The 26,918-nt window shown below is 57.4% G+C and carries 23 protein-coding genes; 12 read left to right on the top strand and 11 right to left on the bottom strand.

The window, feature by feature from the left end; all coding sequences use genetic code 11:
- Positions 1 to 48: 48 nt before the first annotated feature.
- From ftsZ to mutT, 5 genes are all read left to right on the top strand, one after another.
- Positions 49 to 1,203, top strand: coding sequence for a cell division protein FtsZ (ftsZ, locus tag BBB56_RS00500; RefSeq protein ID WP_120455726.1), 1,155 nt, complete (start codon positions 49 to 51; stop codon positions 1,201 to 1,203).
- 101 nt (positions 1,204 to 1,304) lie between these two features.
- A complete protein-coding gene (gene lpxC / locus BBB56_RS00495) occupies positions 1,305 to 2,222 on the top strand; it encodes a UDP-3-O-acyl-N-acetylglucosamine deacetylase (protein WP_123797991.1) in 918 nt (305 codons plus the stop codon).
- Between the two features lie 302 nt (positions 2,223 to 2,524).
- Positions 2,525 to 3,028 (top strand): secA translation cis-regulator SecM, encoded by a 504-nt coding sequence (gene secM, locus BBB56_RS00490; RefSeq protein ID WP_199756177.1) that lies wholly within the window; start codon positions 2,525 to 2,527, stop codon positions 3,026 to 3,028.
- Positions 3,029 to 3,096: 68 nt separating this feature from the next.
- Positions 3,097 to 5,802, top strand: a complete 2,706-nt coding sequence (secA, locus tag BBB56_RS00485; protein WP_123797989.1) for a preprotein translocase subunit SecA — start codon at positions 3,097 to 3,099, stop codon at positions 5,800 to 5,802.
- Between the two features lie 121 nt (positions 5,803 to 5,923).
- The gene (mutT, locus tag BBB56_RS00480; protein ID WP_123797988.1) at positions 5,924 to 6,319 is read left to right on the top strand and encodes an 8-oxo-dGTP diphosphatase MutT; all 396 of its coding nucleotides are present in this window, start codon (positions 5,924 to 5,926) and stop codon (positions 6,317 to 6,319) included.
- Positions 6,320 to 6,343: 24 nt separating this feature from the next.
- Here mutT and yacG read toward each other — a convergent pair whose 3' ends face one another.
- From yacG to coaE, 3 genes are read right to left on the bottom strand one after another with little or no spacing between them, the layout of a single operon-like run.
- Positions 6,344 to 6,541: a DNA gyrase inhibitor YacG gene (gene yacG / locus BBB56_RS00475; protein WP_123797987.1), complete on the bottom strand. Its 198-nt coding sequence runs from the start codon at positions 6,539 to 6,541 to the stop codon at positions 6,344 to 6,346.
- A gap of 8 nt (positions 6,542 to 6,549) precedes the next feature.
- Positions 6,550 to 7,293, bottom strand: a complete 744-nt coding sequence (gene zapD / locus BBB56_RS00470) for a cell division protein ZapD (RefSeq protein ID WP_123797986.1) — start codon at positions 7,291 to 7,293, stop codon at positions 6,550 to 6,552.
- Between the two features lie 4 nt (positions 7,294 to 7,297).
- Complete coding sequence (gene coaE / locus BBB56_RS00465; RefSeq protein WP_123797985.1) at positions 7,298 to 7,906, bottom strand: dephospho-CoA kinase; 609 nt, start codon at positions 7,904 to 7,906, stop codon at positions 7,298 to 7,300.
- Positions 7,907 to 8,122: 216 nt separating this feature from the next.
- On the opposite strand from coaE, the gene BBB56_RS00460 reads away from it, so the two are divergent.
- Positions 8,123 to 9,163 carry a GMP reductase gene (locus tag BBB56_RS00460; protein WP_123797984.1) on the top strand — a complete coding sequence of 347 codons (1,041 nt, stop codon included), beginning with the start codon at positions 8,123 to 8,125 and terminating at the stop codon, positions 9,161 to 9,163.
- A 34-nt stretch (positions 9,164 to 9,197) separates the two neighbouring features.
- Here BBB56_RS00460 and hofC read toward each other — a convergent pair whose 3' ends face one another.
- The 4 genes from hofC to nadC all read right to left on the bottom strand — a co-directional run bounded on the left by hofC (position 9,198) and on the right by nadC (position 13,292).
- Entirely contained in the window at positions 9,198 to 10,397 is a 1,200-nt protein-coding gene (gene hofC / locus BBB56_RS00455; protein WP_123797983.1) for a protein transport protein HofC, read from the bottom strand.
- Complete coding sequence (gene gspE / locus BBB56_RS00450) at positions 10,384 to 11,775, bottom strand: type II secretion system protein GspE (RefSeq protein WP_123797982.1); 1,392 nt, start codon at positions 11,773 to 11,775, stop codon at positions 10,384 to 10,386. The genes hofC and gspE overlap by 14 nt, the downstream gene beginning before the upstream one ends.
- Positions 11,762 to 12,217: a prepilin peptidase-dependent pilin gene (gene ppdD / locus BBB56_RS00445; RefSeq protein WP_123798515.1), complete on the bottom strand. Its 456-nt coding sequence runs from the start codon at positions 12,215 to 12,217 to the stop codon at positions 11,762 to 11,764. Before ppdD ends, gspE begins: the two co-directional genes overlap by 14 nt.
- A gap of 178 nt (positions 12,218 to 12,395) precedes the next feature.
- Positions 12,396 to 13,292 carry a carboxylating nicotinate-nucleotide diphosphorylase gene (gene nadC, locus BBB56_RS00440; protein ID WP_123797981.1) on the bottom strand — a complete coding sequence of 299 codons (897 nt, stop codon included), beginning with the start codon at positions 13,290 to 13,292 and terminating at the stop codon, positions 12,396 to 12,398.
- 197 nt (positions 13,293 to 13,489) lie between these two features.
- On the opposite strand from nadC, the gene ampD reads away from it, so the two are divergent.
- Positions 13,490 to 14,041, top strand: a complete 552-nt coding sequence (ampD, locus tag BBB56_RS00435; protein WP_123797980.1) for a 1,6-anhydro-N-acetylmuramyl-L-alanine amidase AmpD — start codon at positions 13,490 to 13,492, stop codon at positions 14,039 to 14,041.
- A 16-nt stretch (positions 14,042 to 14,057) separates the two neighbouring features.
- A complete protein-coding gene (gene ampE / locus BBB56_RS00430) occupies positions 14,058 to 14,912 on the top strand; it encodes a beta-lactamase regulator AmpE (protein WP_123797979.1) in 855 nt (284 codons plus the stop codon).
- Here ampE and BBB56_RS00425 read toward each other — a convergent pair.
- From BBB56_RS00425 to aroP, 4 genes are all read right to left on the bottom strand, one after another.
- Positions 14,894 to 15,853 (bottom strand): glycoside hydrolase family 43 protein, encoded by a 960-nt coding sequence (locus BBB56_RS00425; RefSeq protein WP_123797978.1) that lies wholly within the window; start codon positions 15,851 to 15,853, stop codon positions 14,894 to 14,896. The genes ampE and BBB56_RS00425 overlap by 19 nt on opposite strands.
- Positions 15,850 to 17,262: a glycoside-pentoside-hexuronide (GPH):cation symporter gene (locus BBB56_RS00420; RefSeq protein ID WP_123797977.1), complete on the bottom strand. Its 1,413-nt coding sequence runs from the start codon at positions 17,260 to 17,262 to the stop codon at positions 15,850 to 15,852. Before BBB56_RS00420 ends, BBB56_RS00425 begins: the two co-directional genes overlap by 4 nt.
- Positions 17,263 to 17,418: 156 nt before the next feature.
- The gene (locus tag BBB56_RS00415; protein WP_123797976.1) at positions 17,419 to 17,673 is read right to left on the bottom strand and encodes a hypothetical protein; all 255 of its coding nucleotides are present in this window, start codon (positions 17,671 to 17,673) and stop codon (positions 17,419 to 17,421) included.
- Positions 17,674 to 17,842: 169 nt separating this feature from the next.
- Positions 17,843 to 19,201 (bottom strand): aromatic amino acid transporter AroP, encoded by a 1,359-nt coding sequence (gene aroP, locus BBB56_RS00410; protein WP_123797975.1) that lies wholly within the window; start codon positions 19,199 to 19,201, stop codon positions 17,843 to 17,845.
- Positions 19,202 to 19,716: 515 nt separating this feature from the next.
- Here aroP and pdhR point away from each other — a divergent pair.
- From pdhR to lpdA, 4 genes are all read left to right on the top strand, one after another.
- Positions 19,717 to 20,481 carry a pyruvate dehydrogenase complex transcriptional repressor PdhR gene (gene pdhR, locus BBB56_RS00405; RefSeq protein ID WP_123797974.1) on the top strand — a complete coding sequence of 255 codons (765 nt, stop codon included), beginning with the start codon at positions 19,717 to 19,719 and terminating at the stop codon, positions 20,479 to 20,481.
- A gap of 122 nt (positions 20,482 to 20,603) precedes the next feature.
- Positions 20,604 to 23,270, top strand: coding sequence for a pyruvate dehydrogenase (acetyl-transferring), homodimeric type (aceE, locus tag BBB56_RS00400; protein ID WP_123797973.1), 2,667 nt, complete (start codon positions 20,604 to 20,606; stop codon positions 23,268 to 23,270).
- A 14-nt stretch (positions 23,271 to 23,284) separates the two neighbouring features.
- Positions 23,285 to 25,177, top strand: a complete 1,893-nt coding sequence (aceF, locus tag BBB56_RS00395) for a pyruvate dehydrogenase complex dihydrolipoyllysine-residue acetyltransferase (protein ID WP_123797972.1) — start codon at positions 23,285 to 23,287, stop codon at positions 25,175 to 25,177.
- Positions 25,178 to 25,475: 298 nt separating this feature from the next.
- Positions 25,476 to 26,900 carry a dihydrolipoyl dehydrogenase gene (gene lpdA / locus BBB56_RS00390; protein ID WP_199756181.1) on the top strand — a complete coding sequence of 475 codons (1,425 nt, stop codon included), beginning with the start codon at positions 25,476 to 25,478 and terminating at the stop codon, positions 26,898 to 26,900.
- Positions 26,901 to 26,918: the final 18 nt, after the last annotated feature.

Genomic DNA, 26,918 nt, shown 5'->3' with positions numbered 1-26,918 from the left:
GGCACTGTTTATGGTCTCCAGGCGACAGGCACATAACGGAGAGAAATCATGTTTGAACCGATGGAATTAACCAATGACGCGGTGATTAAAGTCATCGGCGTCGGCGGGGGCGGTGGCAACGCCGTAGAGCACATGGTACGCGAGCGTATCGAAGGTGTGGAATTCTTCGCTGTGAACACCGACGCCCAGGCGTTGCGTAAAACAGCGGTTGGCCAGACGATCCAGATCGGTACCAATATTACTAAAGGTCTGGGCGCAGGGGCGAATCCGGAAGTTGGTCGTACCTCTGCGGAAGAAGATCGCGAAGCACTGCGTTCTGCGCTGGAGGGAGCGGACATGGTGTTTATCGCTGCCGGTATGGGCGGCGGTACCGGTACCGGCGCTGCGCCGGTAGTGGCGGAAGTGGCCAAAGACCTGGGCATTCTGACCGTTGCGGTGGTCACCAAGCCATTTAACTTCGAAGGTAAAAAGCGTATGGCTTTTGCCGAGCAGGGCATCGCCGAGCTGTCGAAGCATGTGGACTCGCTGATCACTATCCCGAACGACAAATTGCTGAAAGTGCTGGGACGCGGCATCTCTCTGCTCGACGCCTTTGGCGCGGCGAACGACGTGCTGAAAGGGGCGGTACAGGGTATCGCTGAGCTGATCACCCGTCCTGGTCTGATGAACGTCGACTTTGCTGACGTGCGCACCGTAATGTCCGAAATGGGCTACGCCATGATGGGCTCAGGCGTCGCCTGCGGCGAAGATCGCGCTGAAGAAGCGGCCGAAATGGCGATTTCCAGCCCGCTGCTGGAAGACATCGACCTGTCTGGCGCGCGCGGCGTGCTGGTCAACATCACGGCGGGCTTCGACCTGCGTCTGGATGAGTTTGAAACCGTGGGTAACACCATCCGCGCCTTCGCCTCTGACAACGCGACCGTGGTGATCGGTACTTCGCTGGATCCAGAGATGAACGACGAACTGCGCGTGACCGTGGTCGCGACCGGTATCGGTATGGATAAGCGTCCGGAAATTACGCTGGTGACCAACAAGCCAGCCAGTCAGCCTGTGATGGATCATCGCTATCAGCAGCACGGCATGTCGCCGCTGCCGCAGGAGCAAAAACCGGCTGCTAAAGTGGTTAATGACCAGAGCGCGCAGTCTAACAAAGAGCCTGACTATCTTGATATTCCAGCGTTTTTGCGTAAGCAGGCCGACTAGGAATAACCTGAGAATTGGGAATCTCCGCTCTTTGTGCTAAAGTGTTCGCCCGCTGGTAAAGTATACTAGCGGTCGGATGGGTAATATTGCGAGATAATACGATGATCAAACAAAGGACATTAAAACGTATTGTTCAGGCGACGGGTGTCGGTTTGCATACCGGCAAGAAAGTCACACTGACACTGCGCCCTGCGCCGGCTAACACCGGGGTCATCTATCGTCGCACTGACTTGAATCCACCGGTTGATTTCCCGGCTGATGCAAAATACGTGCGCGACACCATGCTGAGTACCTGCCTGGTGAATGATGAAGGCGTGCGTATTTCGACGGTTGAACACTTAAACGCCGCGCTGGCTGGGTTGGGCATCGACAACATTATTGTTGAAGTGGATGCGCCGGAAATTCCAATTATGGATGGTAGCGCCGCTCCCTTTATCTATCTGCTGATGGATGCGGGTATTGAGCAGCTGAACAGCGCGAAGAAATTTGTGCGTGTGAAACAGACCGTCCGTGTGGAAGATGGCGACAAGTGGGCCGAGATCAAACCCTACAACGGTTTCTCTCTGGATTTCACCATCGACTTTAAACATCCGGCGATCGATTCCAGCTCACAGCGTTATCAGCTGAACTTCTCTGCCGACGCTTTTGTTCGTCAGATCAGTCGCGCCCGTACTTTTGGCTTTATGCGTGAAATCGAGTACCTGCAATCCAAAGGCCTGTGCCTGGGCGGTAGTCTGGATTGCGCTATCGGTCTCGACGATTTCCGCGTACTGAACGAAGAAGGCCTGCGTTTTGAAGACGAATTTGTTCGTCACAAAATGCTCGACGCGATCGGCGATCTGTTTATGTGTGGCCACAATATTATCGGCGCGTTTACCGCGTATAAATCAGGTCACGCACTGAACAATAAACTGCTTCAGGCCGTGCTGGCTAAGCAGGAAGCGTGGGAATGGGCAACCTTCGAAGACGAAGCTGAACTGCCGCTGGCGTTCAAGGCACCGAATCTGGTTCTGGCTTAACTACCCCAGAACGTCTAAACGGCTGGCAATGCTGACACCCCTCTCCGGTCAGCGGCGCCAGCCGTTTTTTATTGCCTGAAACACAGCCGCAACGCGTGTGAAGGCGGCTCGCAGAGCCTGATGCAACGTTGCTGAAACGCTGTTCAGTCAGGTGTGTTTTCTTCCAGAACGACTTTAAACTCTGATGTGGTTGCCCCACATTAATGATACTATCAGGCGCTTATTAAAATGGAGTGCCGCCGTCGGGTACGGGCGGTAAACCCTCAACAACGACGCGATAACAGATTCGCAATGGAACAGTTGTGATCGGACTTTTTCTACGCTGGCGACAATTAGGCAGACGCTATTTCTGGCCTCATCTCCTGTTGGGGATGGTGGCGGCCAGTCTTGGCTTGCCTGTCTGCGCGCAGGGCGCCGAACTCAACGCCTCTTCCGAATCGCCTTCCAGCAGTCTCTTTGTTGGCAATGGCGCGCGTTTCGATCACCTGATCCGTCTGCAAGAGTCGGTACGGCGTCCCAGCTTTACGGTGGATTACTGGCATCAGCATGCCATTCGCACCGTTATCCGCCATCTCTCTTTTACCTTAGCGCCTCAGGCGGAAACGCCGGATACGCTGCCGCTGGCGGCCCACAAGCTGGCGCTAATCGATTCGCTTCAGGCGTTACTGACCACGCATACTTCTTTGCGCCAGCCGCTGCAACAGGCGGATGCGCCGCACGAGGCGCTCGCGCCTTCCACTTCACTGGCTGACTGGCGCAGCAAAACCCATGCAATTCGCGCCGGACCGTCTACGCTGCTTGTCTGAAACACTTTTCTGAACCTTTAATTTTTATCGCAGACCGCGTCAGGCGGCTGAATTGAGATGTTTTTAATATGTTAATCAAACTGTTAACGAAAGTTTTTGGCAGCAGCAACGATCGTACTCTGCGCCGTATGCGCAAAGCGGTAGACGTCATCAACAAGATGGAGCCGGATTTTGAAAAGCTGTCAGATAGTGAGCTGAAAGCAAAAACCGACGAATTTCGCGAACGCCTGAAAAAGGGCGAGTCGCTGGAAAGCCTGATCCCTGAAGCCTTCGCAACGGTTCGCGAAGCGAGTAAGCGCGTTTTCGGCATGCGCCACTTTGACGTACAGCTGATCGGCGGCATGGTGCTCAACGATCGCTGCATCGCCGAGATGCGTACCGGTGAAGGTAAAACCCTGACCGCGACGCTGCCTGCTTATCTGAATGCGCTGAGCGGCAAAGGCGTTCACGTGGTCACCGTCAACGACTATCTGGCCCAGCGCGATGCGGAAAACAACCGTCCGCTGTTTGAGTTTCTTGGCCTGAGCGTGGGCATTAACCTGCCGGGCATGCCGTCTGTGGCCAAACGTGAAGCCTACGCGGCTGACATCACCTACGGCACCAACAACGAATACGGTTTTGACTACCTGCGCGACAACATGGCGTTCAGCCCGGAAGAGCGCGTGCAGCGCAAGCTGAACTACGCGCTGGTGGATGAGGTGGACTCCATCCTGATCGATGAAGCGCGTACGCCGCTGATCATCTCCGGTCCGGCGGAAGACAGCTCTGAAATGTATATCAAGGTCAACAAAATCATTCCAGGCCTGGTGCGTCAGGAAAAAGAAGATTCCGACAGTTTCCAGGGCGAAGGCGACTTCTGGGTTGACGAAAAGGCGCGTCAGGTGCACATGACCGAGCGCGGCCTGGTGAAGGTTGAAGAGCTGCTGGTCAGCCAGAAGATTATGGAAGAGGGCGAATCGCTCTATTCGCCGACTAACATTATGCTGATGCACCACGTTACCGCCGCGCTGCGCGCCCATGCGCTGTTTACGCGCGACGTGGATTACATCGTAAAAGATGGCGAAGTGGTTATCGTCGACGAGCATACTGGCCGTACCATGCAGGGTCGTCGCTGGTCCGATGGTCTGCATCAGGCCATCGAAGCGAAAGAAGGCGTAGAGATCCAGAACGAGAACCAGACGCTGGCGTCTATTACCTTCCAGAACTACTTCCGCCTTTACGACAAGCTGGCCGGTATGACTGGTACGGCGGACACGGAAGCCTTTGAATTTAGCTCGATCTATAAACTCGATACCATTGTTGTGCCGACCAACCGTCCAATGGTGCGTAAGGATCTGCCCGATCTGGTCTATATGACCGAGAAAGAGAAGATCGACGCGATCATCGAAGATATTCGCGAGCGCACCGCAAATGGCCAGCCGGTGCTGGTGGGTACCATCTCCATTGAAAAATCGGAAGTGGTCTCTAATGAGCTGACGCGCGCGGGCATTAAGCACAACGTACTGAACGCTAAATTCCATGCCCGCGAGGCGGACATCGTAGCGCAGGCCGGTCAGCCAGGCGCGGTCACCATCGCCACCAACATGGCGGGTCGTGGTACCGACATTATGCTGGGCGGCAGCTGGCATGCCGAAGTCGCTGAACTGGCTGAACCCACCGACGCGCAGATCGAAGCGATCAAAGCGGCCTGGCAGCAGCGTCATGATGCGGTACTGGCTTCAGGCGGTCTGCATATCATTGGTACCGAACGCCACGAATCCCGTCGTATCGATAACCAGCTGCGCGGCCGTGCCGGTCGTCAGGGCGACGCGGGTTCTTCACGCTTCTATCTGTCTATGGAAGATGCGCTGATGCGTATTTTCGCCTCGGATCGCGTCTCTAATATGATGCGCAAGCTGGGCATGAAGCCGGGCGAGGCGATTGAGCATCCCTGGGTCACCAAAGCGATCGCCAATGCGCAGCGCAAAGTAGAAAGCCGCAACTTCGATATTCGTAAGCAGCTGCTGGAGTATGACGATGTCGCGAACGATCAGCGTCGCGCTATCTACAGCCAGCGTAACGAGCTGCTCGACGTCTCTGACGTTAGCGAAACCATCAACAGCATTCGCGATGACGTGTTTAAAACCACTATCGACAGCTATATCCCGCCGCAGTCGCTGGAAGAGATGTGGGACGTGCCGGGGCTGGAAGAGCGTCTGCGCAACGACTTCGATCTCGACCTGCCGATCGCCGAGTGGCTGGATAAAGAGCCGGATCTGCACGAAGAGACGCTGCGTGAGCGCATTATGACGCACGCGCGTGAAAGCTACGCCAGCAAAGAAGAGGTTGTCGGCGTTGAGATGATGCGTAACTTCGAAAAAGGCGTGATGTTGCAGACGCTGGATTCACTGTGGAAAGAGCATCTGGCGGCGATGGACTATCTGCGTCAGGGTATCCATCTGCGTGGCTACGCGCAGAAAGATCCAAAGCAGGAGTACAAGCGTGAATCTTTCGCTATGTTCGCGGCCATGCTGGAATCGCTGAAGTATGAAGTGGTCAGCACCCTGAGCAAGGTTCAGGTGCGTATGCCGGAAGAGGTCGAGGCGATGGAGCAACAGCGTCGCGAAGAAGCCGAGCGTCTGGCGCAGCAGCAGCAGTTAAGCCACGTCGATGATGAAACGGCGGCAGCGGCCTCGCTGGCGGCACAGGCCGGTGAGCGTAAAGTCGGACGTAACGACCCCTGCCCGTGCGGCTCAGGTAAGAAATACAAGCAGTGTCATGGTCGACTGGCCTGACGGGCGACAGTAAAAAAGGAGCTTCGGCTCCTTTTTTATCGCCCTCAGCGCCGCACATTAACATCGCGCTGCCCGTGTTTTAGAATCAGCGCACACTCATCTTTCTGACGTGGAATACATTATGAAGCACCTGCAAGTTGCCGTTGGCGTCATCCGTAACGCCGACAAACATATCTTCCTGGCTCAGCGCCCGGCGTCGTCGCATATGGCGAATATGTGGGAGTTTCCCGGCGGTAAAATCGAGGCAGGCGAAAGCGCTGAAGAGGCGCTAAAACGTGAGCTGCTGGAAGAGACCGGTATTGAGGTCACGCATGCAACGGCCATCGGTACCGCGGATCATACCTATGAAGATCTGCGCGTAACGCTGAACTTCTTTCTGGTCGAAGGCTGGACCGGCGAACCCTGGGGACGCGAAGGGCAGCCGCAGCGCTGGGTAGCGCAACGCGCGCTGGTGGCCGAAGAGTTTCCGCCAGCGAACCATCAGCTGATTGCGCGGCTGGTTGCCGACGAGCTGTAAACACAGGGGCTTGCGCCCCTGCTGTCAGTGCTGGGTTTCGCTCCAGTCGTCGCTGTCGCTCTGATCGCCCTCGCTGGGGATGCGCTTCTCTTCGTCGGCCCATTCGCCTAAATCAATCAGCTGGCAGCGCTTGCTGCAAAATGGCCGCCACGGGCTTAGCTCATCCCAAATTACATCTTTACCGCAGTGGGGACACTGCACGGTAATTACTTCGTCTTGCATAGCTACCTCTAACAACAGGCCAGTTCAAAATTGAGTCGCGCAGGGACTTCGCCACGCTCGCTGTCGAGCGGTAGAAAACGGATCGCGTAGCGGCTTTTATGGCCGGAGACCTGCGGATAAAGCGCGTCTTCCAGATGCAGCTGCAACCGCAGTAGATCGGCGCCTTCGGCATTGTCCTGATAAAAACCATTAAGACTGGTTTGATGGCGAAACGCGCCCGACTGCCGGATCAGATCCAGCACCATCGCCAGGCTCTGATGAAGCGGCTCCAGCGTCTCCAGCCAGGCTGAAACATGCTGGTCGCGCACTTCCTGCGGCTGGTGCAGCCAGATATGCAGGCCAGGCAGATCGAAACTACAGCATCCGCCAGGAATGCTGAGGCGCTGGCGCACCAGCCCGATCAGCCGGTCTTCACGCAGCTGCTGTCCCATGCGCGGCGCGCTGTTGAGCAAAACCGACTGCGCCCGCAGCTTATCGCGCAGCGCATCGACCAGGGTCATATCCACGCCTGGCACATCGGCCCAGGCGCGCAGCTTTTGCTGCTGACGCTCCAGCTCTTTCAGCAGTTCGGTGCGCATATCGCCGCGCTCAAAAATATCCAGTAGTTCGCCAATAACGCGAAAAAACGTCAGGGCCGTGGAGGAGCGGGTAACAGGCACGGATTCATGCAGCTGCTGGATTAAGGATTCGACGCGCAGCCAGGTGCGCATCTTTTCATTCAGGGGATGTTCAAACAGAACGACTGTACTCATGGCGTTAATCCTGTTGCGCTGCCGCCAGCGCCAGATAGCGCTGATGCAGGGCGGCAACCTGCGGCAGCGCCTCTTCAGGCGCGCCGCTGTTATTAATGATGTCGTCAGCTACGGCGAGGCGCGCGTCGCGCGTCGCCTGAGCGGACAGAATATTTTGCGCCTGCTGGCGATCGATACCGTCGCGCTGAATGGTGCGCGTAAGCTGCGTCTCTTCATCAACGTCTACAACCAGTATGCGATCCGCCTGATGTTGCAGGCTGTTCTCAACCAGCAAGGGCACGACCCACAGCACATAGGGCGCTGTCGTCAGCGCCTTTAGCTGCCGCGTGCGGGCATTAATCAGGGGATGGAGCAGGTTATTCAGCCAGCTTTTTTCTTCCGGCGACTGAAAAATCAGTTCTCTTAGCCTGGCGCGATTCAGCGCGCCCTGTTCGGTCAGGATGCCGGGACCGTGACGCTGCGCAATTTGCTGTAGCGCTGGCGAACCAGGCTCAACCACTTCGCGCGCGATAACATCCGCATCAATAATGGGTACGCCAAGCGCCGCGAAAGCATTGGCTATCGTGCTTTTTCCACTGCCGATTCCACCGGTCAGGGCCACGGTATAAGGCATATCACTCTCTCAGGCGCGCAACACAGCCAATCAGCCGAAGCGCGAAACTGTGCGCGCGATCACAATAAAATTCTCAGCTAAATTTATGGGATTGTAGCTTAAATAAAGTGAAATTCGCAGTCTTGTCGCCGCGCGTATGGCGCGTATGATTATGTCACTGGGGCCGTGCGCGCTACCCGAACGACGATTCGATGCCACTCACCAGGACACATTTTTATGCGTATTGAAGAAGATTTAAAGCTAGGTTTCAAAGACGTACTGATTCGCCCGAAACGCTCCACGCTCAAAAGCCGTTCTGAGGTCGAACTTGAACGTAGCTTTACCTTTAAACACTCCGGCCTGAGCTGGCATGGCGTCCCCGTTATTGCGGCCAATATGGATACCGTCGGCACCTTCAGCATGGCGGAAGCGCTGGCCAGCTTCGATATTCTTACCGCGGTGCACAAACACTATAGCGTCGAAGAGTGGCGCGGCTTTATTCAGCGCGCGCCGGTTGCCGTGCTGAATCACATTATGGTGTCGACAGGCACCTCCGATGCCGATCTGCAAAAGCTTACGGCGATCCTGGCGCTCTCCGCCGATCTCAAATTTATCTGTATTGACGTAGCGAACGGCTATTCAGAGCACTTCGTCACCTTCCTGCAACGGGCGCGCGAGCAGTTCCCCGACCATACTATTTGCGCGGGCAACGTGGTGACAGGCGAGATGGTGGAAGAGCTCATTCTCTCTGGCGCGGATATTGTGAAGGTGGGCATTGGCCCTGGTTCGGTGTGCACAACGCGTGTGAAGACCGGGGTGGGCTATCCCCAGCTGTCGGCGGTGATTGAGTGTGCCGATGCCGCGCACGGGCTGGGCGGGCAAATTGTCAGCGATGGCGGCTGCGCGGTTCCTGGCGATATTGCCAAAGCGTTCGGCGGCGGGGCGGACTTCGTGATGCTGGGCGGCATGCTTGCGGCGCACGACGAGTGTGAAGGCACCCTGGTTGAAGAGAACGGCGAGCAGTTTATGCTGTTTTACGGCATGAGTTCTGAATCGGCGATGAAACGTCACGTTGGCGGTGTCGCACAGTATCGTGCGGCGGAAGGCAAAACGGTGAAGCTGCCGCTGCGCGGTCCGGTCGCCGAAACGGCGCGCGATATTCTCGGCGGCCTGCGCTCAGCCTGTACCTATGTAGGGGCGGAGCGCCTGAAAGAGCTGACCAAGCGAACCACCTTTATCCGCGTCGCGGAACAGGAAAACCGCGTCTTTAACCGCTGACAGCGGCGCTGCTGTCCAGGGGGCGCGACGTACCCTAGTGGATAACGTTTCCCAGGCCAAAAACCGGCAGGTACATGGCAATCACCAGCGTGCCGACGATGCCGCCCGTCACTACCATCATGAGTGGTTCCAGCGAGGCGGCAAGCGCATCGGCCCGCGACAGCGTTTGCGCCTCATGCCATTCCGCCAGCCGCGCCAGCATAACATCCAGTGCGCCGGCTTCCTCCCCGACATGTACCAGCTGCATGCAGAGCGGCGTAAACAGCGGATGATCCCGCATCGCCTGATGCAGCGGTTTTCCTTGCGCAATGTGCTGCTGACACGCCGCGACGGCCTCGCGCCATAGCCGCGTCGTCAGCGTCGCCTCTGCCGCCTGCAACCCCTCCAGCAGCGTGATGCCGGCTTGCTGGGTAAGTTGCAAAATAGCGTAGATCTGGCTGAGCTGACTGCCACGCCACAGCGGCGACAGCAGCGGCAAACGCAGCAGCAGGCGCTGCTCCAGGCGCTGCCATGTGGGCGAACGCCGCCGCAGCGCCTGGCAGCCCACGGCGGACAGCAGTAGCCCCAGCGCCAGCCAGCCGCCCCAGCGCTGTAGCCCGTTAGAAAGCGCCATTACCGCCGCCGTAAAGGCGGGAAGCGGGGCGTTGAAAGAGGCATAAACCGAGACAAACTCAGGCAGCACAAACAGCAGCATCCCCGCGCTGACAGCAATAGCGACCAGCAGAATAAACAGCGGATAGCGCAGGGCTTTAGCCACTTTATGCCACAAATGCTGCTGGCGGCTCTGCTGGTCGGCCAGCTGCGCGCAGCAGATGTCCAGCTGGCCCGTCAGCTCGCCAACCTGCATCAGCGCGGCGAATAGCGGCGGAAAAACCTGCGGCCACTGGCCGAGCGCCTGAGAAAACGGCATACCGCTTAATACCCGCAGCCGCAGCGCATGCAGCAGTAGCCGCCAGCCCTTGTGCGGATGCCCCTGTGACAGCAGTTCCAGCCCCTGCGCCAGCGGCAGACCGGCCTTGAGCAGCGTGGCAAGCTGCCTGAAGAGGTCGATTTTCTGCTGCCACTTCCAGTCGCGCGCCCGCCAGACCTTACGGCGCTGCCAGCTTACGGGCAGCAGGTCCTGCTCGGCCAGCTGGCGCAGCAGGCTCTCCTCTCCAGCGGCCAGGCTCTCTCCCTCACGCAGCTGATGTTGATGACCGATCGCCTGCCAGTGGTAAAGGCTAAGCCTGGACATCGTCCAGGCCCGTCACGCGCTGCATCTCCTCCAGCGAGGTGTCGCCGCGGCTGACGGCCTCCAGCCCGGCGCTGAACAGCGTTTTCATTCCCTGCTTTTTTGCCTGCGTCAGCAGGCTGTCGAGCGGCATGTCAGCGGCGATGGCGTGTTGCAGTTTGCTGCCGATCGGCAGGATTTCAAACAGCGCCAGCCGACCAAAATAGCCAGAAAAGCAGTGGTCGCAGCCTGGCGCGCGCCAGGTTTGCAGCGTGCCGGGCCAGATGTCCGGCGGGAAATGCGCCACCGCCTGCGCCGGCTGACGACAATGAGGACAGAGGCGCCGCACCAGCCGCTGCGCCACAATCAGCCGCAGAGCCGGTCCCAGCAGGTAGCCTGGGATCCCCATCTGACGCAGTCGCGTCAGCGTTTCCGCCGTTGAATTAGTATGCAGCGTTGACAACACCAGGTGACCGGTCTGCGCCGCCTTGACCGCGATTTCCGCCGTTTCCACATCGCGGATTTCGCCTACCATGATGACGTCAGGATCCTGCCGCAGCAGGGCGCGCAGCACCCGATTAAAATCCAGTCCGCATTTGAGGTTGATCTGCGTCTGGTTGATGCCTGTCAGAGGGATCTCGACCGGATCTTCCACGCTGCTGACGTTTATTTCCGGTCGGTTCAGGGTGCTCAGGCAGCTGTAGAGCGTAAAAGTTTTGCCGCTGCCGGTTGGGCCTGTGACCAGAATAAGTCCCTGCGGCTGCGCCAGCGCGCCCAGCAGCAAACGACGCTGGGCGGCGGGCAGGCCCAGCTTATCCAGCGACAGCGCGCAGTTTTCGCTTTGCAGCAGACGGATAACGGCTTTTTCGCCGTGTTGCACCGGTAAGGTCGCCAGGCGAAAGGCCGCAGACTTGCCCTCCAGCGTCAGCGTAAACTGTCCGTCCTGCGGCAGCCGACGCTCGGCGATATCCAGACCTGCCAGAATTTTCAGCCTGGCCAGCAGCGCAGCAGGCGGCGCATCGCCTGAAGAGGTGAGCGGCTGAAGGACGCCATCAATACGCAGCCGTATCCGGACGCCGCTATGCTGGGGTTCAATGTGAATATCCGAGGCGCGCCGTCGCAGCGCCTGTTGCAGCATCTTGTTTACCGCCTCGACGGCGGATTCCGGCAGCGCAGCGCGCGCGCCCTCTGAGGCCGCGCCGCCGTGCTGGTGGAGGTCGAGGCGAGCCTGCGGCCAGCACTCAATTTCAATCTGACACTGGCTGGCGAAGCGCAGCGCTTCGCTCAGTCCCTCAGGCACCTGTTCCGCCACGGCGACGCGCAGCAGCGTCGCATCCTGATGCAGTAGCACGGCGCGGTAGCGCTGACACAGCGTATGGATTGCCGACTCAGTCGTTGCCATTGTCTGCTCCTTTATCATCGAAGCGGAACTGTTCCAGGCAGTTGTCGCGCAGGCTGTTACTGGCGCTGGTGCAGCTGCGTTGCCACGTCAGGCTGCCATCCGCGCTGTCCCAGACCGGCGTCATCTCGACGCTGAGTCCTTGCAGGCTTTCCTGCCCGGTTAGCCTAATCACCCCGTTGACGACGCTAAGGGCAGAAACATAACGCGAGCCTTTTGCCGCCGGGATGCCTTTCTCGCCAGCCTGACACTGCCCAGGGCCGCCGCGCTCCATCGCGCACAGCTCGACGGCGGTTTTATAAGGCACCATGGTTTGCAGCATGTCAGTCAGCGCCGCGCGTTGCAGGTAGTTCTGATAGGCCGGTAAGCCGATCGCGCTCAGGATTGCCACGATCCCTACGACAATCATTAGTTCGACCAGGGTAAACCCCTGCTGATTTTTCATCACATCACCTCCTTGTTGTCTAAGAGGCGGCAGGATAGAAAAGCGCTGGCGATAAACCCAGCGACGAATCGGCACCCTGGAAAGAGCGACGCAATAAAACGTCCTGATTGCAGCGAAGTGAACAGGAATGTGGAAGCGGGGACGCAAAAAGCCGTGCGCGGCGGCACGGCGGGGCGATTTATAACGAGGTAAAACGCATAGAAAGATCGAGCGCGCGGACGTGTTTGGTGAGCGCCCCCACGGAGACATAGTCGACGCCAGTGTGGGCAATCTGCGGTAGCGTCTCCTCTGTGACGTTTCCGGAGACCTCCAGCTGCGCGCGCCCCTGAGTACGTACGACGGCCTCGCGCATCTGGTCGAGCGTGAAGTTATCCAGCATAACAATATCGGCGCCAGCCGCTAATGCCTGCTCCAGCTCGTCCAGTGACTCCACTTCGACTTCGACCGGCACATCGGGATGTAGCCAGAATGCTTTTTCAACCGCCTGGCGTATCGATCCGCTGGCGATGATATGGTTCTCTTTAATAAGAAAGGCATCGGAGAGACCGAGGCGATGATTCGCGCCGCCGCCGCAGAGTACGGCATATTTCAGCGCCGTGCGCAGTCCCGGCAGCGTCTTGCGTGTATCCAGCAGCTGCGCGTTGCTACCCTCAAGCAATTTAACGTAACGGCTTGTCTCGGTGGCCACCCCTGACAGCGTCTGAACAAAATTCAGCGCCGTGCGTTCGGCGGTCAGCAGGCGGCGAGCAGGGCCGCTCAGGGTGAACAGCGTCTGACTGGGGGTGATGCTGTCGCCGTCTTCAACCTGCCACTTCAGCGTGACATGGCCGCCGAGCTGGTTAAAGACCTCTTCCACCCAGCGTTTACCACAGAAAACACCAGCTTCTCGCGTGATCACCTGCGCGTATGCCTCGCTGCTGTCGGGAAGCAGCTGCGCCGTAATATCGCGATCGGCGTCAAGTTCACCGCCTAGATCTTCCTGTAAAGCGCGTGCAACCGTAGCGGGGATGTCCTGTTCAATGCGCGCAATCAGTGCCTGGCGGCGGCTGTCGGCATCATAACGACGGGTTGGCATAACTCTTTCGCTCCTGAAGGCCTGAATAAACAGGTAGCCACAATAGATCGAAACAGGCTTCAGTACCAGTCGAAGCGCGCATTTTGTTTAGTATACTTAACAGTGGTGCCGCGTTCCCGCTTCTACAGGGCATTAAGCTGCCAAAAGTTAGCGCGAATCATGCTATTCTCAGCCCGACTCAGCTAAGGAAAACAGGCATGAAACTGGAAAAGGGCTGGCTAACCGGCATCCGTCGGGTGCCGTCACCGCATTTTAACCAACGACCCAACGACGAGACGCCCTCGCTGTTGGTGATCCACAATATCAGTCTGCCGCCGGGCGAATTTGGCGGGCCGTGGATCGATCGGCTGTTCACCGGCACCTTACCGCCGGATGCCCATCCCTATTTTGCTGACATCGCCCATTTGCAGGTCGCCGCGCACTGTTTGATCCGTCGCGACGGCGAAATCGTGCAGTACGTCTCTTTTGACGATCGCGCCTGGCATGCTGGCGTCTCTTGCTATCAGGGACGCGAAAACTGCAATGACTTTTCTATGGGCATCGAGCTGGAAGGCACCGATGACCTGCCTTATACCGAGGCGCAGTATCAGGCGCTGGCCGCCGTTACGCGACTTTTGTTGCAGCACTATCCTTTGACACCTTCACGCATTACCGGACACAGCGATATTGCCCCTGCGCGCAAGACCGATCCGGGACCTGCTTTTGACTGGCGGCAGTATCAGCAACTGCTGGCACAGACTTCTTGTTGATTTTCCCGGAGTGGGTATGACGTTATTTACCTTGTTACTGGTTTTAGGTTGGGAACGCCTGTTTAAGCTGGGCGAGCACTGGCAGCTCGATCACCGACTGGAGCCGCTGTTTCGACGCCGCCGCCATTTTTCGCTGCTGCGGACGCTGGCAATGACGCTGCTGGCGATGGCGATAACGGCGCTGGTGATCTGGAGCATGAAAGGCATTCTGTTCGGCGTGGCGCAGCTGCTGCTGTGGATCCTGATCGGCCTGCTCTGCATCGGCGCCGGATCGGTACGCCTGCACTATCACGCCTATCTGAAAGCGGCAAGCCACGATGATGTCGCGGCTCATCAGGCCATGGCGGCCGAGCTGACGTTGATTCACGGCGTGCCTGTGGAGTGCAGCGAGCGTGAGTTCCTGCGTGAGCTGCAAAATGCGCTTATCTGGATCAACTTTCGTTACTACCTGGCGCCGCTGTTCTGGTTCGTCGTCGGCGGCCCTTACGGTCCGGTGCTGCTGGTGGGCTACGCCTTTCTGCGCGCCTGGCAGAGCTGGCTGGCGAAGCATCAGTCACCGCTTGAGCGCGCGCAGTCAGGCGTTGATGGCCTGCTGCATATCATTGACTGGATCCCGGTGCGCCTGGCAGGCGTGGCCTACGCGCTGCTGGGCCACGGCGAGAAGGCGCTGCCCGCCTGGTTTGCCGCGCTCACCGATCGCCACCGCTCGCAATACCAGGTGCTGACCAGCCTCGCGCAGTTCTCGCTGGAGCGCGATCCGCATCTTGATAAAGTCGAAACGCCGCGCATCGCAGTGGCGCTGGCCAAACGCATCTCGCTGGTGCTGGTGGTGGTCGTGGCGCTGCTGACTATCTACGGCACGCTGGTGTAATCCGCAGGCGGCACGCCAAAATCGGGCGTGCCGTCATCACGCCAGCGAAAGTTTTTTAGCCGCGTATGGCGATTCGGATCCCACAGCGGATCGCCTTCGATTTCCGTATAGTTGCGCGCATGATAGACCAGTACATCGTTGCCGCGTTCATCCTGAGTAAAACAGTTGTGCCCCGGTCCGTACTGATGATTATCCCAGTTTGACGTAAACACCGGCCGCGCCGATTTGTGCCAGTTAGCCGGATTAAGCGGATCCTGTTCGTCGTCGATGGAGAGCAGCCCCATACAATAATTTTCATCTGTCGCGCTGGCGGAATAGGTGACGAACAGCCGGGCGCCGTGTTTAATCACTGCCGGCCCCTCGTTCACGCTGAAACCTGCGCACTCCCACTCATATTCTGGCCGACTCAACATCACTGGCGTTCCTTTTAGCGTCCAGGGGTTGAGCAGTTCCGCCAGATAGAGGTTGGAGTTGCCCGGAATCGCGGGATCTTTTTGCGCCCACAGATACCAGTTTTTGCCCTGATGCACAAAGTGGGTGGCGTCGAGCGCGAAACTGTCAAACTGACTGAAGACGCGGCGCGGCGCCTGCCAGCTTCCCGTTAGCGGATCGGCGTCGTCACAGACCAGCGCGTACATACGATGCTGGAACAGACCATCTTTAATGTCGCGCGTCGGCGCTGCGGCGAAATAGATTACCCACTGATTATCAATGCGGTGCAGCTCCGGCGCCCAGATCAGCTCGCTAAAGGGACCGCTTTCCGGCTTGCGCCATACCACCACCGGCTCGGCACGGCGCAAATCCAGTAGCGAGCTGGCGCGACGCAGCTCCAGCCGGTCATAGGCAGGCACGGAGGCGATAAAGTAATAGTGCTGCTCATAACGCAGAATAAAAGGGTCCGCGCGCTGCTCAATAAAAGGGTTTGGCCAGTGTGTCGTCATTTTGCTTCTCCGGGTTGGATTACCGCGCCGTCGGGCTGGCGCGCTTCATGCAGGTCGCGGAAGTTGGCACGGCGCAAGGCGAGATCGTCCTGAATGGTGCGCATAAGGGCGCGATCTACCTTCAGCAGACGTACCACGCCGGCAGTAATCAGGTAGCCGACGCCGGGAATAACGGTGAAGAGCAGCATAATGCCGTTTACCGCCTGCGCAGACTGCTGTTTCGCGCCAGCGTCGTAGCCGTAAATCGAGAGTAAAAAGCCGACCATCGCTCCGGCAACCGCCAGCCCGACTTTGAGAAAGAACAGGTTGCCGGAAAAGCTGATGCCGGTGATGCGCTTGCCGGTTTTCCATTCACCGTAGTCATCCACGTCGGCCATCAGTGACCAGTGCAGCGGCGAGGGGATCTGGTGCAGCACGTTTAACAGGAAATAAGCGACCACCACGGTGCCGATGGCGTGGGGATCGATCCAGTAAAAGCCGCAGGAAAACAGCGCCAGCACGATATTGGTCCAGAAGAAAACCTTTAGCTTGCACCAGCGATCGGTAAGCAGCTTTGCCAGCGTGCTGCCAAACATCATGCCTGTCACGCCGAGGCTGATAAACAGCGTGGCAAAGTGCGCCGTCTGGCCCATGACCCAGGTGACGTAATACATGGTGGCGGCCATGCGGATAAAGCCGGGACAGACGTTGCAGAAGGTCAGCAGCAAAATGCGTACCCACTGGTCATTTTTCCACACGTCGCGCAGATCGTTTTTCAGATCGTCATGGGTAGGCACCGCCGGACGAATCCGCTCGCGCACCGTGGCGAAGCAGAACAGAAACATCCCCAGTCCAATCAGCGCCAGCACGCTCATCGCCAGCTGATAGCCGCGCGCTTTATCGCTGCCGCCGAACCACTCGGCCATCGGCAGCAGCGACAGCGAAAGGATCAGGGTGGCGATGCCGACCATGACAAAACGGTAGGACTGGCAGGAGACGCGCTCGCCGGGATCGCTGGTAATCACGCCGCCGAGCGAGCAATAGGGAATATTGATGGCGGTATAGGTCAGCGACATCAGGAAATAGGTGACAAAGGCCCAGATGACTTTATTGTCGTAGCTCCAGTCCGGCGTGGTGAACATCAGCACGCTGAACAGCACATAGGGCACCGACACCCACAGCAGCCAGGGACGAAAGCGCCCCCATCGGCTCTGCGTACGGTCGGCTATTGCCCCCATAATGGGATCCGTTACCGCATCCAGCACGCGCACCGACAGCAACAGCGTGCCGACCAGCGCAGGGGTCAGACCAAAAACATCGGTATAGAAGTAGTTGAGAAACAACATGATGGCTCCGCCAATCATATTGCAGCCGGCATCGCCCATGCCATAGCCGAGTTTCTCTTTAAAGGTAAGTGCCGCTGGCTTCATATTGCTTCTCCTGCGAATCGTGACGCCAGTGATTATTGGCGCAGAGAGGAGAAGCGGTGCAGCAACAAATGGTTGCAGAGATGGATAAAATCCGCGAGCGGATAAAAATGTGAACTGGCACGCATCTGCATGCGCGCCAGAAGAGAACTGCGGGAATTAGCTGGCGCTGGTCTGAGCGCTGTTATTATTTTCCAGCAGGCCGCCCAGTTTACCGCCCAGCCAGCCGCCTATATTACTTAGCACGCCACCGACGGTTTTAGCGATAAATCCTGACAGAAAGGGGATGGGGAGCAGGGCGCCCAGCGCGGTACCGATAAGTGAGCCTGTCTGCTGACCAATTACAGTTGCTACGTCCTGAATTATACCGCCGCCGCTGACAGCTGATATTTCATTTAAGGTCAGTTCACGCATAACAAATTTCCTTTTGTTTTTTAAATGAAAGCCAAGATTAACATTACAGTCGGTGTGGGTAAATAGAGGCAGGGAGCAGGAAGCAGGGAGCAGGAAGCAGAGAGCAGGAAGCAGAGAGCAGGAAGCAGAGAGCAGGCGGTGCGCGTATCGCTACGCGCACCAGAAGGGATTAATTTTTTACCGCATTTCTGCGCGCAACGGCATAGCCGATAGCCAGGATAACCAGCCAGACCGGGATCAGCCAGACTGAAATCGCCATCCCCGGCGTCATCAGCATGATGACCAGAATGGCGGCCAGGAAGGCCAGACACAGCCAGTTGCCGAACGGATAGAGCAGGGCTTTAAAGCGCGTGGTGACGCCCTGCTGATCTTTTTTGCGGCGGAACTTGAGGTGCGCCAGGCTGATCATCGCCCAGTTGATAACCAGAGCCGAGACCACCAGCGACATCAGCAGGCCAAAAGCTTCGCCCGGCATCAGATAGTTGATCAGGACGCAGAACGCGGTTGCCACCGCAGAAACCAGGATAGTCGTTACCGGGACGCCGCGACGGTCTACTTTCAGCAGCGCTTTCGGCGCATTGCCTTGCTGCGCCAGACCGAACAGCATACGGCTGTTGCAGTAAACACAGCTGTTATAGACGGAGAGGGCGGCCGTCAGGATCACCACGTTCAGCGCGTTCGCGACCAGCGCGTCGCCCAGCTCATGGAAAATCAGCACGAACGGGCTGGTTTCCGCCGTTACGCGCGTCCAGGGCATCAGCGACAGCAGCACGGCCAGCGAACCGATATAGAAAATCAGGATACGGTAGATGACCTGATTGGTCGCTTTGGGAATGCTCTGTTCCGGATTGTCAGCTTCGGCGGCGGTAATACCCACCAGCTCCAGCCCGCCGAAAGAGAACATAATAATCGCCATCATCATGACCAGGCCGCTGAAGCCGTTCGGCAGAAAGCCGCCCTGCGCCCAGAGGTTGCTGACGGTCGCCTGCGGGCCGCCTGTACCGCTGAACAGCAGCCAGCCGCCAAACAGGATCATGCCGATAACCGCCACGACTTTAATGATGGAGAACCAAAACTCCATCTCGCCATAGACTTTGACGTTGGTGAGGTTGATAGCATTAATCAATACGAAAAACACCGCCGCCGTAACCCAGGTGGGAATATCGGGCCACCAGAACTGAATGTATTTGCCCACCGCGGTCAGTTCCGCCATGGCCACCAGCACGTAGAGCACCCAGTAGTTCCAGCCTGATGCGAAGCCAGCGAAGTTGCTCCAGTATTTGTAGGCAAAGTGGCTAAAGCTGCCGGCAACCGGCTCTTCCACCACCATTTCGCCAAGCTGACGCATGATCAGAAAGGCAATAAAACCCGCGATGGCGTATCCCAGAATAACGCCTGGACCGGCGGCTTTAATGACCGATGCGCTGCCCAGAAACAGGCCGGTACCCACCGCGCCGCCCAGCGCGATCAGCTGAATATGGCGGTTCTTAAGTCCGCGCTTCAGCGTATCGCCGTGCTGTTGTTCCATACAAACCTCATGTTGTTTTAATTCTTCTGTTGCAGCACTGAATGGCTGTCAGGAAGTGGTTACATTAACGTATTGATTTATTTACGGTATCAGGCGCTCTGTATGCAGGCGAATGCTACCCTGGCGACAAGAATAGTGATATGCGATGCGCTTTGCACCTGCTTTCTCTTTACGTGCTGAGAGTTGACTGAAAAACCCTCGTTACCGTCACACTGCCGCCTGCGCCTTTTCTGCCATGAAATGACCACAAAGACGAATAACTTTGCCTTATGATCGGCAGGAAAATTTGCTTCAACTCTGTGTAAGGTTTGGTAAAAGCGACGGGATTTAACATTTCGACCGGGGCGGAATTTCTGTTTTTCCGGCGTGGACTTACCTGGCTTATGACCGGCGTGTAGCCAGGATTGTGACGGGCGTCATATAGACACAAGGTGAATACTTTGTTACTTTACGGCCAACTTTTTAGAATTGGTATTACCAATTTACTTCGGACAGCGGCGTGATAAGAAGGGAAGATGGCTTACAGCAAGATTCGCCAACCCAAGCTCTCTGATGCTATTGAGCAGCAGCTGGAATCTCTGATCATGGAAGGGACGCTACGTCCTGGCGAGAAGCTGCTGCCTGAGCGCGAACTCGCCAAACAGTTTGATGTCTCACGTCCATCTCTTCGCGAAGCGATACAGCGTCTTGAAGCGAAAGGCTTGCTGCTGCGCCGTCAGGGCGGCGGCACTTTCGTCCAGCAGCATCTCTGGCAAAGCCTGAGCGACCCGCTCGTCAATATGCTCACCAGACATCCGGAATCCCAGTTCGACCTGCTGGAAACCCGTCACGCGCTGGAAGGCATTGCCGCCTATTATGCGGCGCTGCGCGGCACGGAAGAGGACATCGAACGCATCCGCCACTGTCATGTACAGATACAGCAGGCGCAGGACAGCGGCGATCTCGACGCGGAGGCGGATGCCGTTATGCAGTATCAAATCGCCGTCACGGAAGCCGCGCATAATGTGGTGCTGCTGCATTTGCTGCGTTCGATGGGACCGGTGCTGGAACAAAACGTTCGACAGAATTTTGAATTGCTCTACTCCCGCCGGGAAATGCTGGCGAAAGTGAGCGGTCACCGCGCCAGTATTTTCGAGGCGATTGTGGCGCGTGAGCCGGAACAGGCGCGCGAGGCGTCGCACCGTCACCTGGCGTTCATTGAGGAAATCTTGCTGGACAGAAGTCGGGAGCAGACTCGTCGTGAACGCTCCCTGCGTCGTTTACAGCAACGTAAGGAATAACGCGCGACAAAGAACGCGCGGACATTAACGACGGGCCTGTCTCCTTGTGCTTTGGCAACAGAGCACAGGGAGACAGGCTCCAGACAATTCAACGTATTAGACACAGATAAGGAATACCCCCCATGTCAGAACGTTTACAGAATGACGTGGATCCGATCGAAACTCGTGACTGGCTACAGGCGATCGAATCGGTCATCCGTGAAGAAGGTGTTGAGCGTGCGCAGTATCTGATCGATCAGGTGCTGAGCGCAGCCCGCAAAGGCGGCGTAAAAGTAGCGGCAGGCGGTAACGCCGTCAGCAACTACATCAACTCTATTGCCGTTGAAGACGAGCCGGAATATCCGGGCAACACGTCTCTGGAGCGTCGTATCCGTTCCGCAATTCGCTGGAACGCCATCGTATCGGTACTGCGTGCGTCGAAAAAAGATCTGGAGCTGGGCGGCCACCTCTCTTCATTCCAGTCTTCTGCAACCATTTATGAAGTCTGCTTTAACCACTTCTTCCGCGCGCGCAGCGATAAAGACGGCGGCGATCTGGTTTACTTCCAGGGTCATATTTCTCCAGGCATCTACTCGCGTGCGTTCCTTGAAGGTCGTCTGACCGAAGAGCAGATGAATAACTTCCGTCAGGAAGTACACGGCAACGGTCTCTCTTCTTACCCGCACCCGAAACTGATGCCGGACTTCTGGCAGTTCCCGACCGTGTCAATGGGTCTGGGTCCGTTGAACGCCATCTATCAGGCGAAGTTCCTGAAATATCTGGAACACCGCGGCCTGAAAGACACCTCTAACCAGACTGTTTACGCCTTCCTCGGCGACGGTGAGATGGATGAGCCGGAATCCAAAGGCGCGATCACCATCGCGACCCGCGAGAAGCTGGATAACCTGGTGTTCATCATCAACTGTAACCTGCAACGTCTGGACGGTCCGGTAACCGGCAACGGTAAGATCATTAACGAACTGGAAGGCATCTTCGCAGGCGCTGGCTGGAACGTAATTAAAGTGATCTGGGGCGGACGCTGGGATGAGCTGCTGAAGAAAGACACCAGCGGCAAGCTGATTCAGCTGATGAACGAAACCGTAGACGGCGACTATCAGACCTTTAAATCCCGTGACGGCGCTTACGTGCGCGAACACTTCTTCGGTAAATATCCGGAGACGGCAGAGCTGGTGAAAGACTGGTCTGACGAAGAGATTTTCGCACTGAACCGTGGCGGCCACGATCCGAAGAAAATCTACGCGGCACTGAAAAAAGCGCAGGAGACCAAAGGTCAGCCGACGCTGATTCTGGCGCATACCATTAAAGGCTATGGTATGGGCGACACCGCGGAAGGCAAAAACATCGCGCACCAGGTCAAGAAGATGAACATGGATGGCGTTCGCTACATCCGCGATCGCTTCAACGTGCCGGTAGCTGACGACAAGATCGAAGAGCTGCCTTACGTCACCTTCGAGAAAGGTTCAGAAGAGTACAACTATCTGCACGGCCAGCGTGAGAAGCTGGGCGGCTACCTGCCGACCCGTCAGGCGCAGTTCACTGAAAAACTGGAAATGCCGAAGCTGGAAGAGTTCAAGGCGCTGCTGGAAGAGCAGAGCAAAGAGATCTCAACCACTATCGCTTTCGTGCGCGCCCTGAACGTGATGCTGAAGAACAAGTCGATCAAAGATCGTCTGGTGCCGATCCTCGCGGACGAGGCCCGTACCTTTGGTATGGAAGGTCTGTTCCGTCAGATTGGTATCTACAGCCCGAACGGTCAGCAGTATACCCCGCAGGACCGTGAGCAGGTTGCTTACTATAAAGAAGACGAAAAAGGTCAGATTTTGCAGGAAGGGATCAACGAGCTGGGCGCAGGTTCATCCTGGCTGGCGGCGGCGACCTCTTACAGCACCAACAATCTGCCGATGATCCCGTTCTACATCTACTACTCAATGTTCGGCTTCCAGCGTATCGGCGACCTGATGTGGCTGGCGGGCGATCAGCAGGCGCGCGGCTTCCTGGTGGGCGGCACCTCTGGTCGTACTACGCTGAACGGCGAAGGTCTGCAACACGAAGATGGCCACAGCCATATTCAGTCGCTGACGATCCCGAACTGTATCTCTTACGATCCGGCATACGCCTACGAAGTTGCGGTCATCATGCATGACGGTCTGGTACGTATGTACGGCGAAGCGCAGGAGAACATTTACTACTACATCACCACGCTGAACGAAAACTACCACATGCCAGCGATGCCGGAAGGCGCCGAAGAGGGTATCCGTAAAGGTATCTACAAGCTGGAAACCGTGGCAGGCAGCAAAGGTAAAGTACAGCTGCTGGGTTCAGGCTCTATCCTGCGTCACGTACGCGAAGCGGCGCAGATCCTGGCGAAAGAGTACGGTATCGGCTCCGACGTCTACAGCGTCACCTCGTTCACCGAACTGGCGCGCGACGGCCAGGACTGCGAGCGCTGGAATATGCTGCATCCGACGGAAGAAGCGCGCGTTCCGTACATCGCTCAGGTGATGAACGACGCGCCAGCGGTGGCATCAACCGACTATATGAAGCTGTTCGCTGAACAGGTTCGCAGCTATGTTCCGGCCAGCGATTACCGCGTGCTGGGCACGGACGGCTTCGGCCGTTCCGACAGCCGTGAGAACCTGCGTCACCACTTCGAGGTCGATGCGTCTTACGTAGTGGTTGCGGCGCTGGGCGAACTGGCTAAACGTGGCGAAATCGACAAGAAAGTCGTAGCGGACGCAATTGCTAAGTTCGACATCGATGCCGATAAAGTTAACCCGCGTCTGGCATAAGAGGTAAAAGAGTAATGGCTACTGAAATTAACGTACCAGACATCGGGTCTGATGAAGTTGAAGTCACCGAGATCCTGGTGAAGGTCGGCGACAAGGTGGAAGCCGAGCAGTCGCTGATCACGGTTGAAGGCGACAAAGCCTCTATGGAAGTCCCCTCGCCGCAGGCGGGCGTGGTGAAAGAGATAAAAATCTCGACCGGCGACAAAGTTGAAACCGGCTCGCTGATCATGATTTTTGACGCAGAAGGCGCGGCAGAAGCTGCGCCAGCGGCGGAAGAGAAGAAAGCCGAAGCCGCTCCGGCGCCGGCAGCCGCTGCGACCGCAGCCAAAGACGTTAACGTGCCGGACATCGGCGGTGACGAAGTTGAAGTTACCGAGATCCTGGTGAAGGTTGGCGACAAAATCGAAGCCGAGCAGTCACTGATCGTGGTGGAAGGCGACAAGGCTTCGATGGAAGTCCCTGCGCCGTTCGCGGGCACCGTGAAAGAGATCAAAATCGAGACCGGCGCGAAAGTCAGCACCGGCTCGCTGATCATGGTCTTTGAAGCGGAAGGCGCAGCCCCTGCCGCCGCCGCGAAGCCAGAAGTGAAAGAGGCCGCAACCTCTGCGCCGGCGGCCGCCGCTGGCGCGAAAGAGGTTAACGTGCCGGACATCGGCGGTGATGAAGTCGAAGTCACCGAAGTGCTGGTGAAAGTCGGCGATAAAGTTGAGGCTGAGCAGTCATTAATCGTGGTTGAAGGCGATAAAGCGTCGATGGAAGTGCCTGCGCCGTTCGCAGGTACCGTCAAAGAGCTGAAAGTGGCGACCGGCGATAAAGTGAGCACCGGCTCGCTGATTATGGTGTTCGAAGTAGAAGGCGCGGCGAAAGCCGAAGCGCCGAAGCAGGACGCGGCGCCGGCGCAGGCTCCGGCGAAAGCGGAAGCTCCTGCTGCACCGGCAGCGCCGAAAGCGGAAGCGAAGAGCGACTTCGCCGAGAACGATGCCTACGTGCACGCCACGCCGGTTATCCGTCGTCTGGCGCGCGAGTTCGGCGTTAATCTGGCGAAGGTGAAAGGCACCGGTCGTAAAGGCCGCATCCTGAAAGAAGACGTCCAGAGCTATGTGAAAGACGCGGTGAAACGCGCCGAAGCCGCTCCGGCTGCCGCAGCCAGCGGCGGAAGCCTGCCTGGTCTGCTGCCGTGGCCGAAAGTGGACTTCAGCAAGTTCGGTGAAGTTGAAGAAGTGGAGCTGGGCCGCATTCAGAAAATCTCTGGCGCGAACCTGAGCCGTAACTGGGTGGTGATCCCGCACGTTACTCACTTCGACAAAACCGACATCACCGATCTGGAAGCGTTCCGTAAACAGCAGAATGCCGAAGCCGAGAAGCGCAAGCTGGACGTGAAGTACACCCCGGTGGTGTTCATCATGAAAGCCGTTGCTGCCGCGCTGGAGCAGATGCCGCGCTTCAACAGCTCGCTGTCGGAAGATGCGCAGCGCCTGACGCTGAAGAAATACATCAACATCGGTGTGGCGGTGGATACGCCAAACGGTCTGGTGGTTCCGGTCTTTAAAGACGTGAACAAAAAAGGCATCACCGAGCTGTCTCGCGAGCTGATGGCGACCTCGAAGAAAGCCCGTGACGGTAAACTGACGGCCAGCGATATGCAGGGCGGCTGCTTTACCATTTCCAGCCTTGGCGGCCTCGGCACAACGCACTTTGCGCCGATCGTCAATGCGCCAGAAGTGGCTATCCTCGGCGTCTCTAAATCAGCGATGGAGCCGGTCTGGAACGGTAAAGAGTTTGTGCCGCGTCTGATGATGCCGATCTCTCTTTCCTTCGACCACCGCGTGATCGACGGCGCTGATGGTGCGCGTTTCATTACCATCATCGGTAATATGCTGTCTGACATTCGCCGTCTGGTGATGTAAGCGCAATCGGGGCCGGCATTCGCCGGCCTTGTTGTAAAGATTCGTGGCACCGTGGTTTGCAGTTTGTTAACAATTCTGTAAACTCTTGCGGTGAAAAATGTCCCGGTGGAGCAAAGGACATCGTGAGCCTGTTTCGTCAGGCGTAACTGGCGCAGTCAGTTGTTGACGCCCAGCGCGCAGAACCCGCAGCGTACTGAAGATACGTGAGGCGTCGCGCACTGCCCGGATGCAAATGGCCCACCAGCCTGATGAGAAACGCTCTACGTCTGACCCGCCGGATCACAACTAAGAGGTCATGATGAGTACAGAGATTAAAACCCAGGTCGTGGTACTTGGGGCTGGTCCTGCAGGTTACTCTGCAGCCTTCCGTTGCGCTGATTTAGGTCTGGAAACCGTACTGGTAGAGCGTTACAGCACCCTGGGTGGTGTCTGTCTGAACGTGGGCTGTATCCCGTCAAAAGCGCTGCTGCACGTTGCCAAAGTGATCGAAGAGGCGAAAGCCCTGGAAGAGCACGGCATTGTGTTCGGCAAGCCGTCCACCGACATCAACAAAATCCGCACCTGGAAAGAGAAAGTCATCAACCAGCTGACCGGCGGTCTCGCAGGTATGGCGAAAGGTCGTAAAGTTAAAGTGGTTAACGGCCTGGGCAAATTCACTGGTGCCAATACTCTGGTTGTGGAAGGGGAAGGCGGCGCGACCACCATCAACTTCGACAACGCGATTATCGCGGCGGGTTCTCGTCCGATTACACTGCCGTTTATCCCGCACGACGATCCGCGCGTCTGGGACTCTACTGCTGCGCTGGAGCTGAAAGAAGTGCCGGAGCGTATGCTGGTTATGGGCGGCGGTATCATCGGCCTGGAAATGGGTACCGTTTACCACGCGCTGGGTTCGCAGATTGATGTGGTCGAGATGTTTGACCAGGTCATCCCGGCAGCCGATAAAGACGTGGTGAAAGTATTCACCAAGCGTATCGCTAAGCAGTTCAACCTGATGCTGGAAACCAAAGTGACTGCGGTAGAAGCCAAAGAAGATGGTATCTACGTCACGATGGAAGGCAAGAAAGCGCCTGCTGAACCGCAGCGTTACGACGCGGTGCTGGTGGCGATTGGTCGCGTGCCGAACGGTAAAGGTCTGGATGCCGGTAAAGCGGGCGTGGAAGTGGACGATCGCGGCTTTATTCGCGTCGACAAGCAGATGCGCACCAACGTTCCGCACATTTACGCCATCGGCGACATCGTCGGCCAGCCGATGCTGGCGCATAAAGGCGTTCACGAAGGTCACGTTGCCGCTGAAGTGATCGCGGGCATGAAGCACTACTTCGACCCGAAAGTGATCCCGTCAATTGCCTATACCGAGCCGGAAGTGGCATGGGTAGGTCTGACCGAGAAAGAAGCGAAAGAGAAGGGCATCAGCTACGAAGTTTCCACCTTCCCGTGGGCTGCGTCAGGCCGTGCTATCGCTTCTGACTGCGCGGACGGCATGACCAAGCTGATTTTCGACAAAGAGACGCATCGCGTGATCGGCGGCGCGGTTGTCGGCACCAACGGCGGCGAGCTGCTGGGTGAAATTGGTCTGGCGATCGAGATGGGCTGTGATGCAGAAGACATCGCGCTGACTATCCACGCGCACCCGACGCTGCATGAGTCGGTTGGCCTGGCGGCTGAGATCTTCGAAGGCAGCATCACTGACCTGCCGAACCCGAAAGCGAAGAAGAAGTAAGCCTCTTTTGCTGAGAGA

This window comes from Candidatus Pantoea deserta (assembly GCF_003813865.1).
GTDB lineage: Bacteria > Pseudomonadota > Gammaproteobacteria > Enterobacterales > Enterobacteriaceae > Pantoea > Pantoea deserta.
The sequence above is the reverse complement of the archived record's forward strand: the minus strand, read 5'-3'. Positions and strand labels throughout refer to the sequence as shown.

What these genes read in the sequence shown, in the direction of transcription:
- BBB56_RS00420 (WP_123797977.1), bottom strand. Translation starts at nt 17,262, where the DNA reads ATGAAGCCAGCGGCACTTACCTTTAAAGAGAAACTCGGCTATGGCATG.
- BBB56_RS00425 (WP_123797978.1), bottom strand. Translation starts at nt 15,853, where the DNA reads ATGACGACACACTGGCCAAACCCTTTTATTGAGCAGCGCGCGGACCCT.
- nadC (WP_123797981.1), bottom strand. Translation starts at nt 13,292, where the DNA reads ATGCCAACCCGTCGTTATGATGCCGACAGCCGCCGCCAGGCACTGATT.
- aceE (WP_123797973.1), top strand. Translation starts at nt 20,604, where the DNA reads ATGTCAGAACGTTTACAGAATGACGTGGATCCGATCGAAACTCGTGAC.
- lpdA (WP_199756181.1), top strand. Translation starts at nt 25,476, where the DNA reads ATGAGTACAGAGATTAAAACCCAGGTCGTGGTACTTGGGGCTGGTCCT.
- coaE (WP_123797985.1), bottom strand. Translation starts at nt 7,906, where the DNA reads ATGCCTTATACCGTGGCCCTGACCGGTGGAATCGGCAGTGGAAAAAGC.
- ppdD (WP_123798515.1), bottom strand. Translation starts at nt 12,217, where the DNA reads ATGAAAAATCAGCAGGGGTTTACCCTGGTCGAACTAATGATTGTCGTA.
- ftsZ (WP_120455726.1), top strand. Translation starts at nt 49, where the DNA reads ATGTTTGAACCGATGGAATTAACCAATGACGCGGTGATTAAAGTCATC.
- hofC (WP_123797983.1), bottom strand. Translation starts at nt 10,397, where the DNA reads ATGTCCAGGCTTAGCCTTTACCACTGGCAGGCGATCGGTCATCAACAT.
- BBB56_RS00460 (WP_123797984.1), top strand. Translation starts at nt 8,123, where the DNA reads ATGCGTATTGAAGAAGATTTAAAGCTAGGTTTCAAAGACGTACTGATT.
- gspE (WP_123797982.1), bottom strand. Translation starts at nt 11,775, where the DNA reads ATGGCAACGACTGAGTCGGCAATCCATACGCTGTGTCAGCGCTACCGC.
- lpxC (WP_123797991.1), top strand. Translation starts at nt 1,305, where the DNA reads ATGATCAAACAAAGGACATTAAAACGTATTGTTCAGGCGACGGGTGTC.
- yacG (WP_123797987.1), bottom strand. Translation starts at nt 6,541, where the DNA reads ATGCAAGACGAAGTAATTACCGTGCAGTGTCCCCACTGCGGTAAAGAT.
- pdhR (WP_123797974.1), top strand. Translation starts at nt 19,717, where the DNA reads ATGGCTTACAGCAAGATTCGCCAACCCAAGCTCTCTGATGCTATTGAG.
- ampE (WP_123797979.1), top strand. Translation starts at nt 14,058, where the DNA reads ATGACGTTATTTACCTTGTTACTGGTTTTAGGTTGGGAACGCCTGTTT.
- BBB56_RS00415 (WP_123797976.1), bottom strand. Translation starts at nt 17,673, where the DNA reads ATGCGTGAACTGACCTTAAATGAAATATCAGCTGTCAGCGGCGGCGGT.
- mutT (WP_123797988.1), top strand. Translation starts at nt 5,924, where the DNA reads ATGAAGCACCTGCAAGTTGCCGTTGGCGTCATCCGTAACGCCGACAAA.
- aroP (WP_123797975.1), bottom strand. Translation starts at nt 19,201, where the DNA reads ATGGAACAACAGCACGGCGATACGCTGAAGCGCGGACTTAAGAACCGC.
- secA (WP_123797989.1), top strand. Translation starts at nt 3,097, where the DNA reads ATGTTAATCAAACTGTTAACGAAAGTTTTTGGCAGCAGCAACGATCGT.
- aceF (WP_123797972.1), top strand. Translation starts at nt 23,285, where the DNA reads ATGGCTACTGAAATTAACGTACCAGACATCGGGTCTGATGAAGTTGAA.
- ampD (WP_123797980.1), top strand. Translation starts at nt 13,490, where the DNA reads ATGAAACTGGAAAAGGGCTGGCTAACCGGCATCCGTCGGGTGCCGTCA.
- zapD (WP_123797986.1), bottom strand. Translation starts at nt 7,293, where the DNA reads ATGAGTACAGTCGTTCTGTTTGAACATCCCCTGAATGAAAAGATGCGC.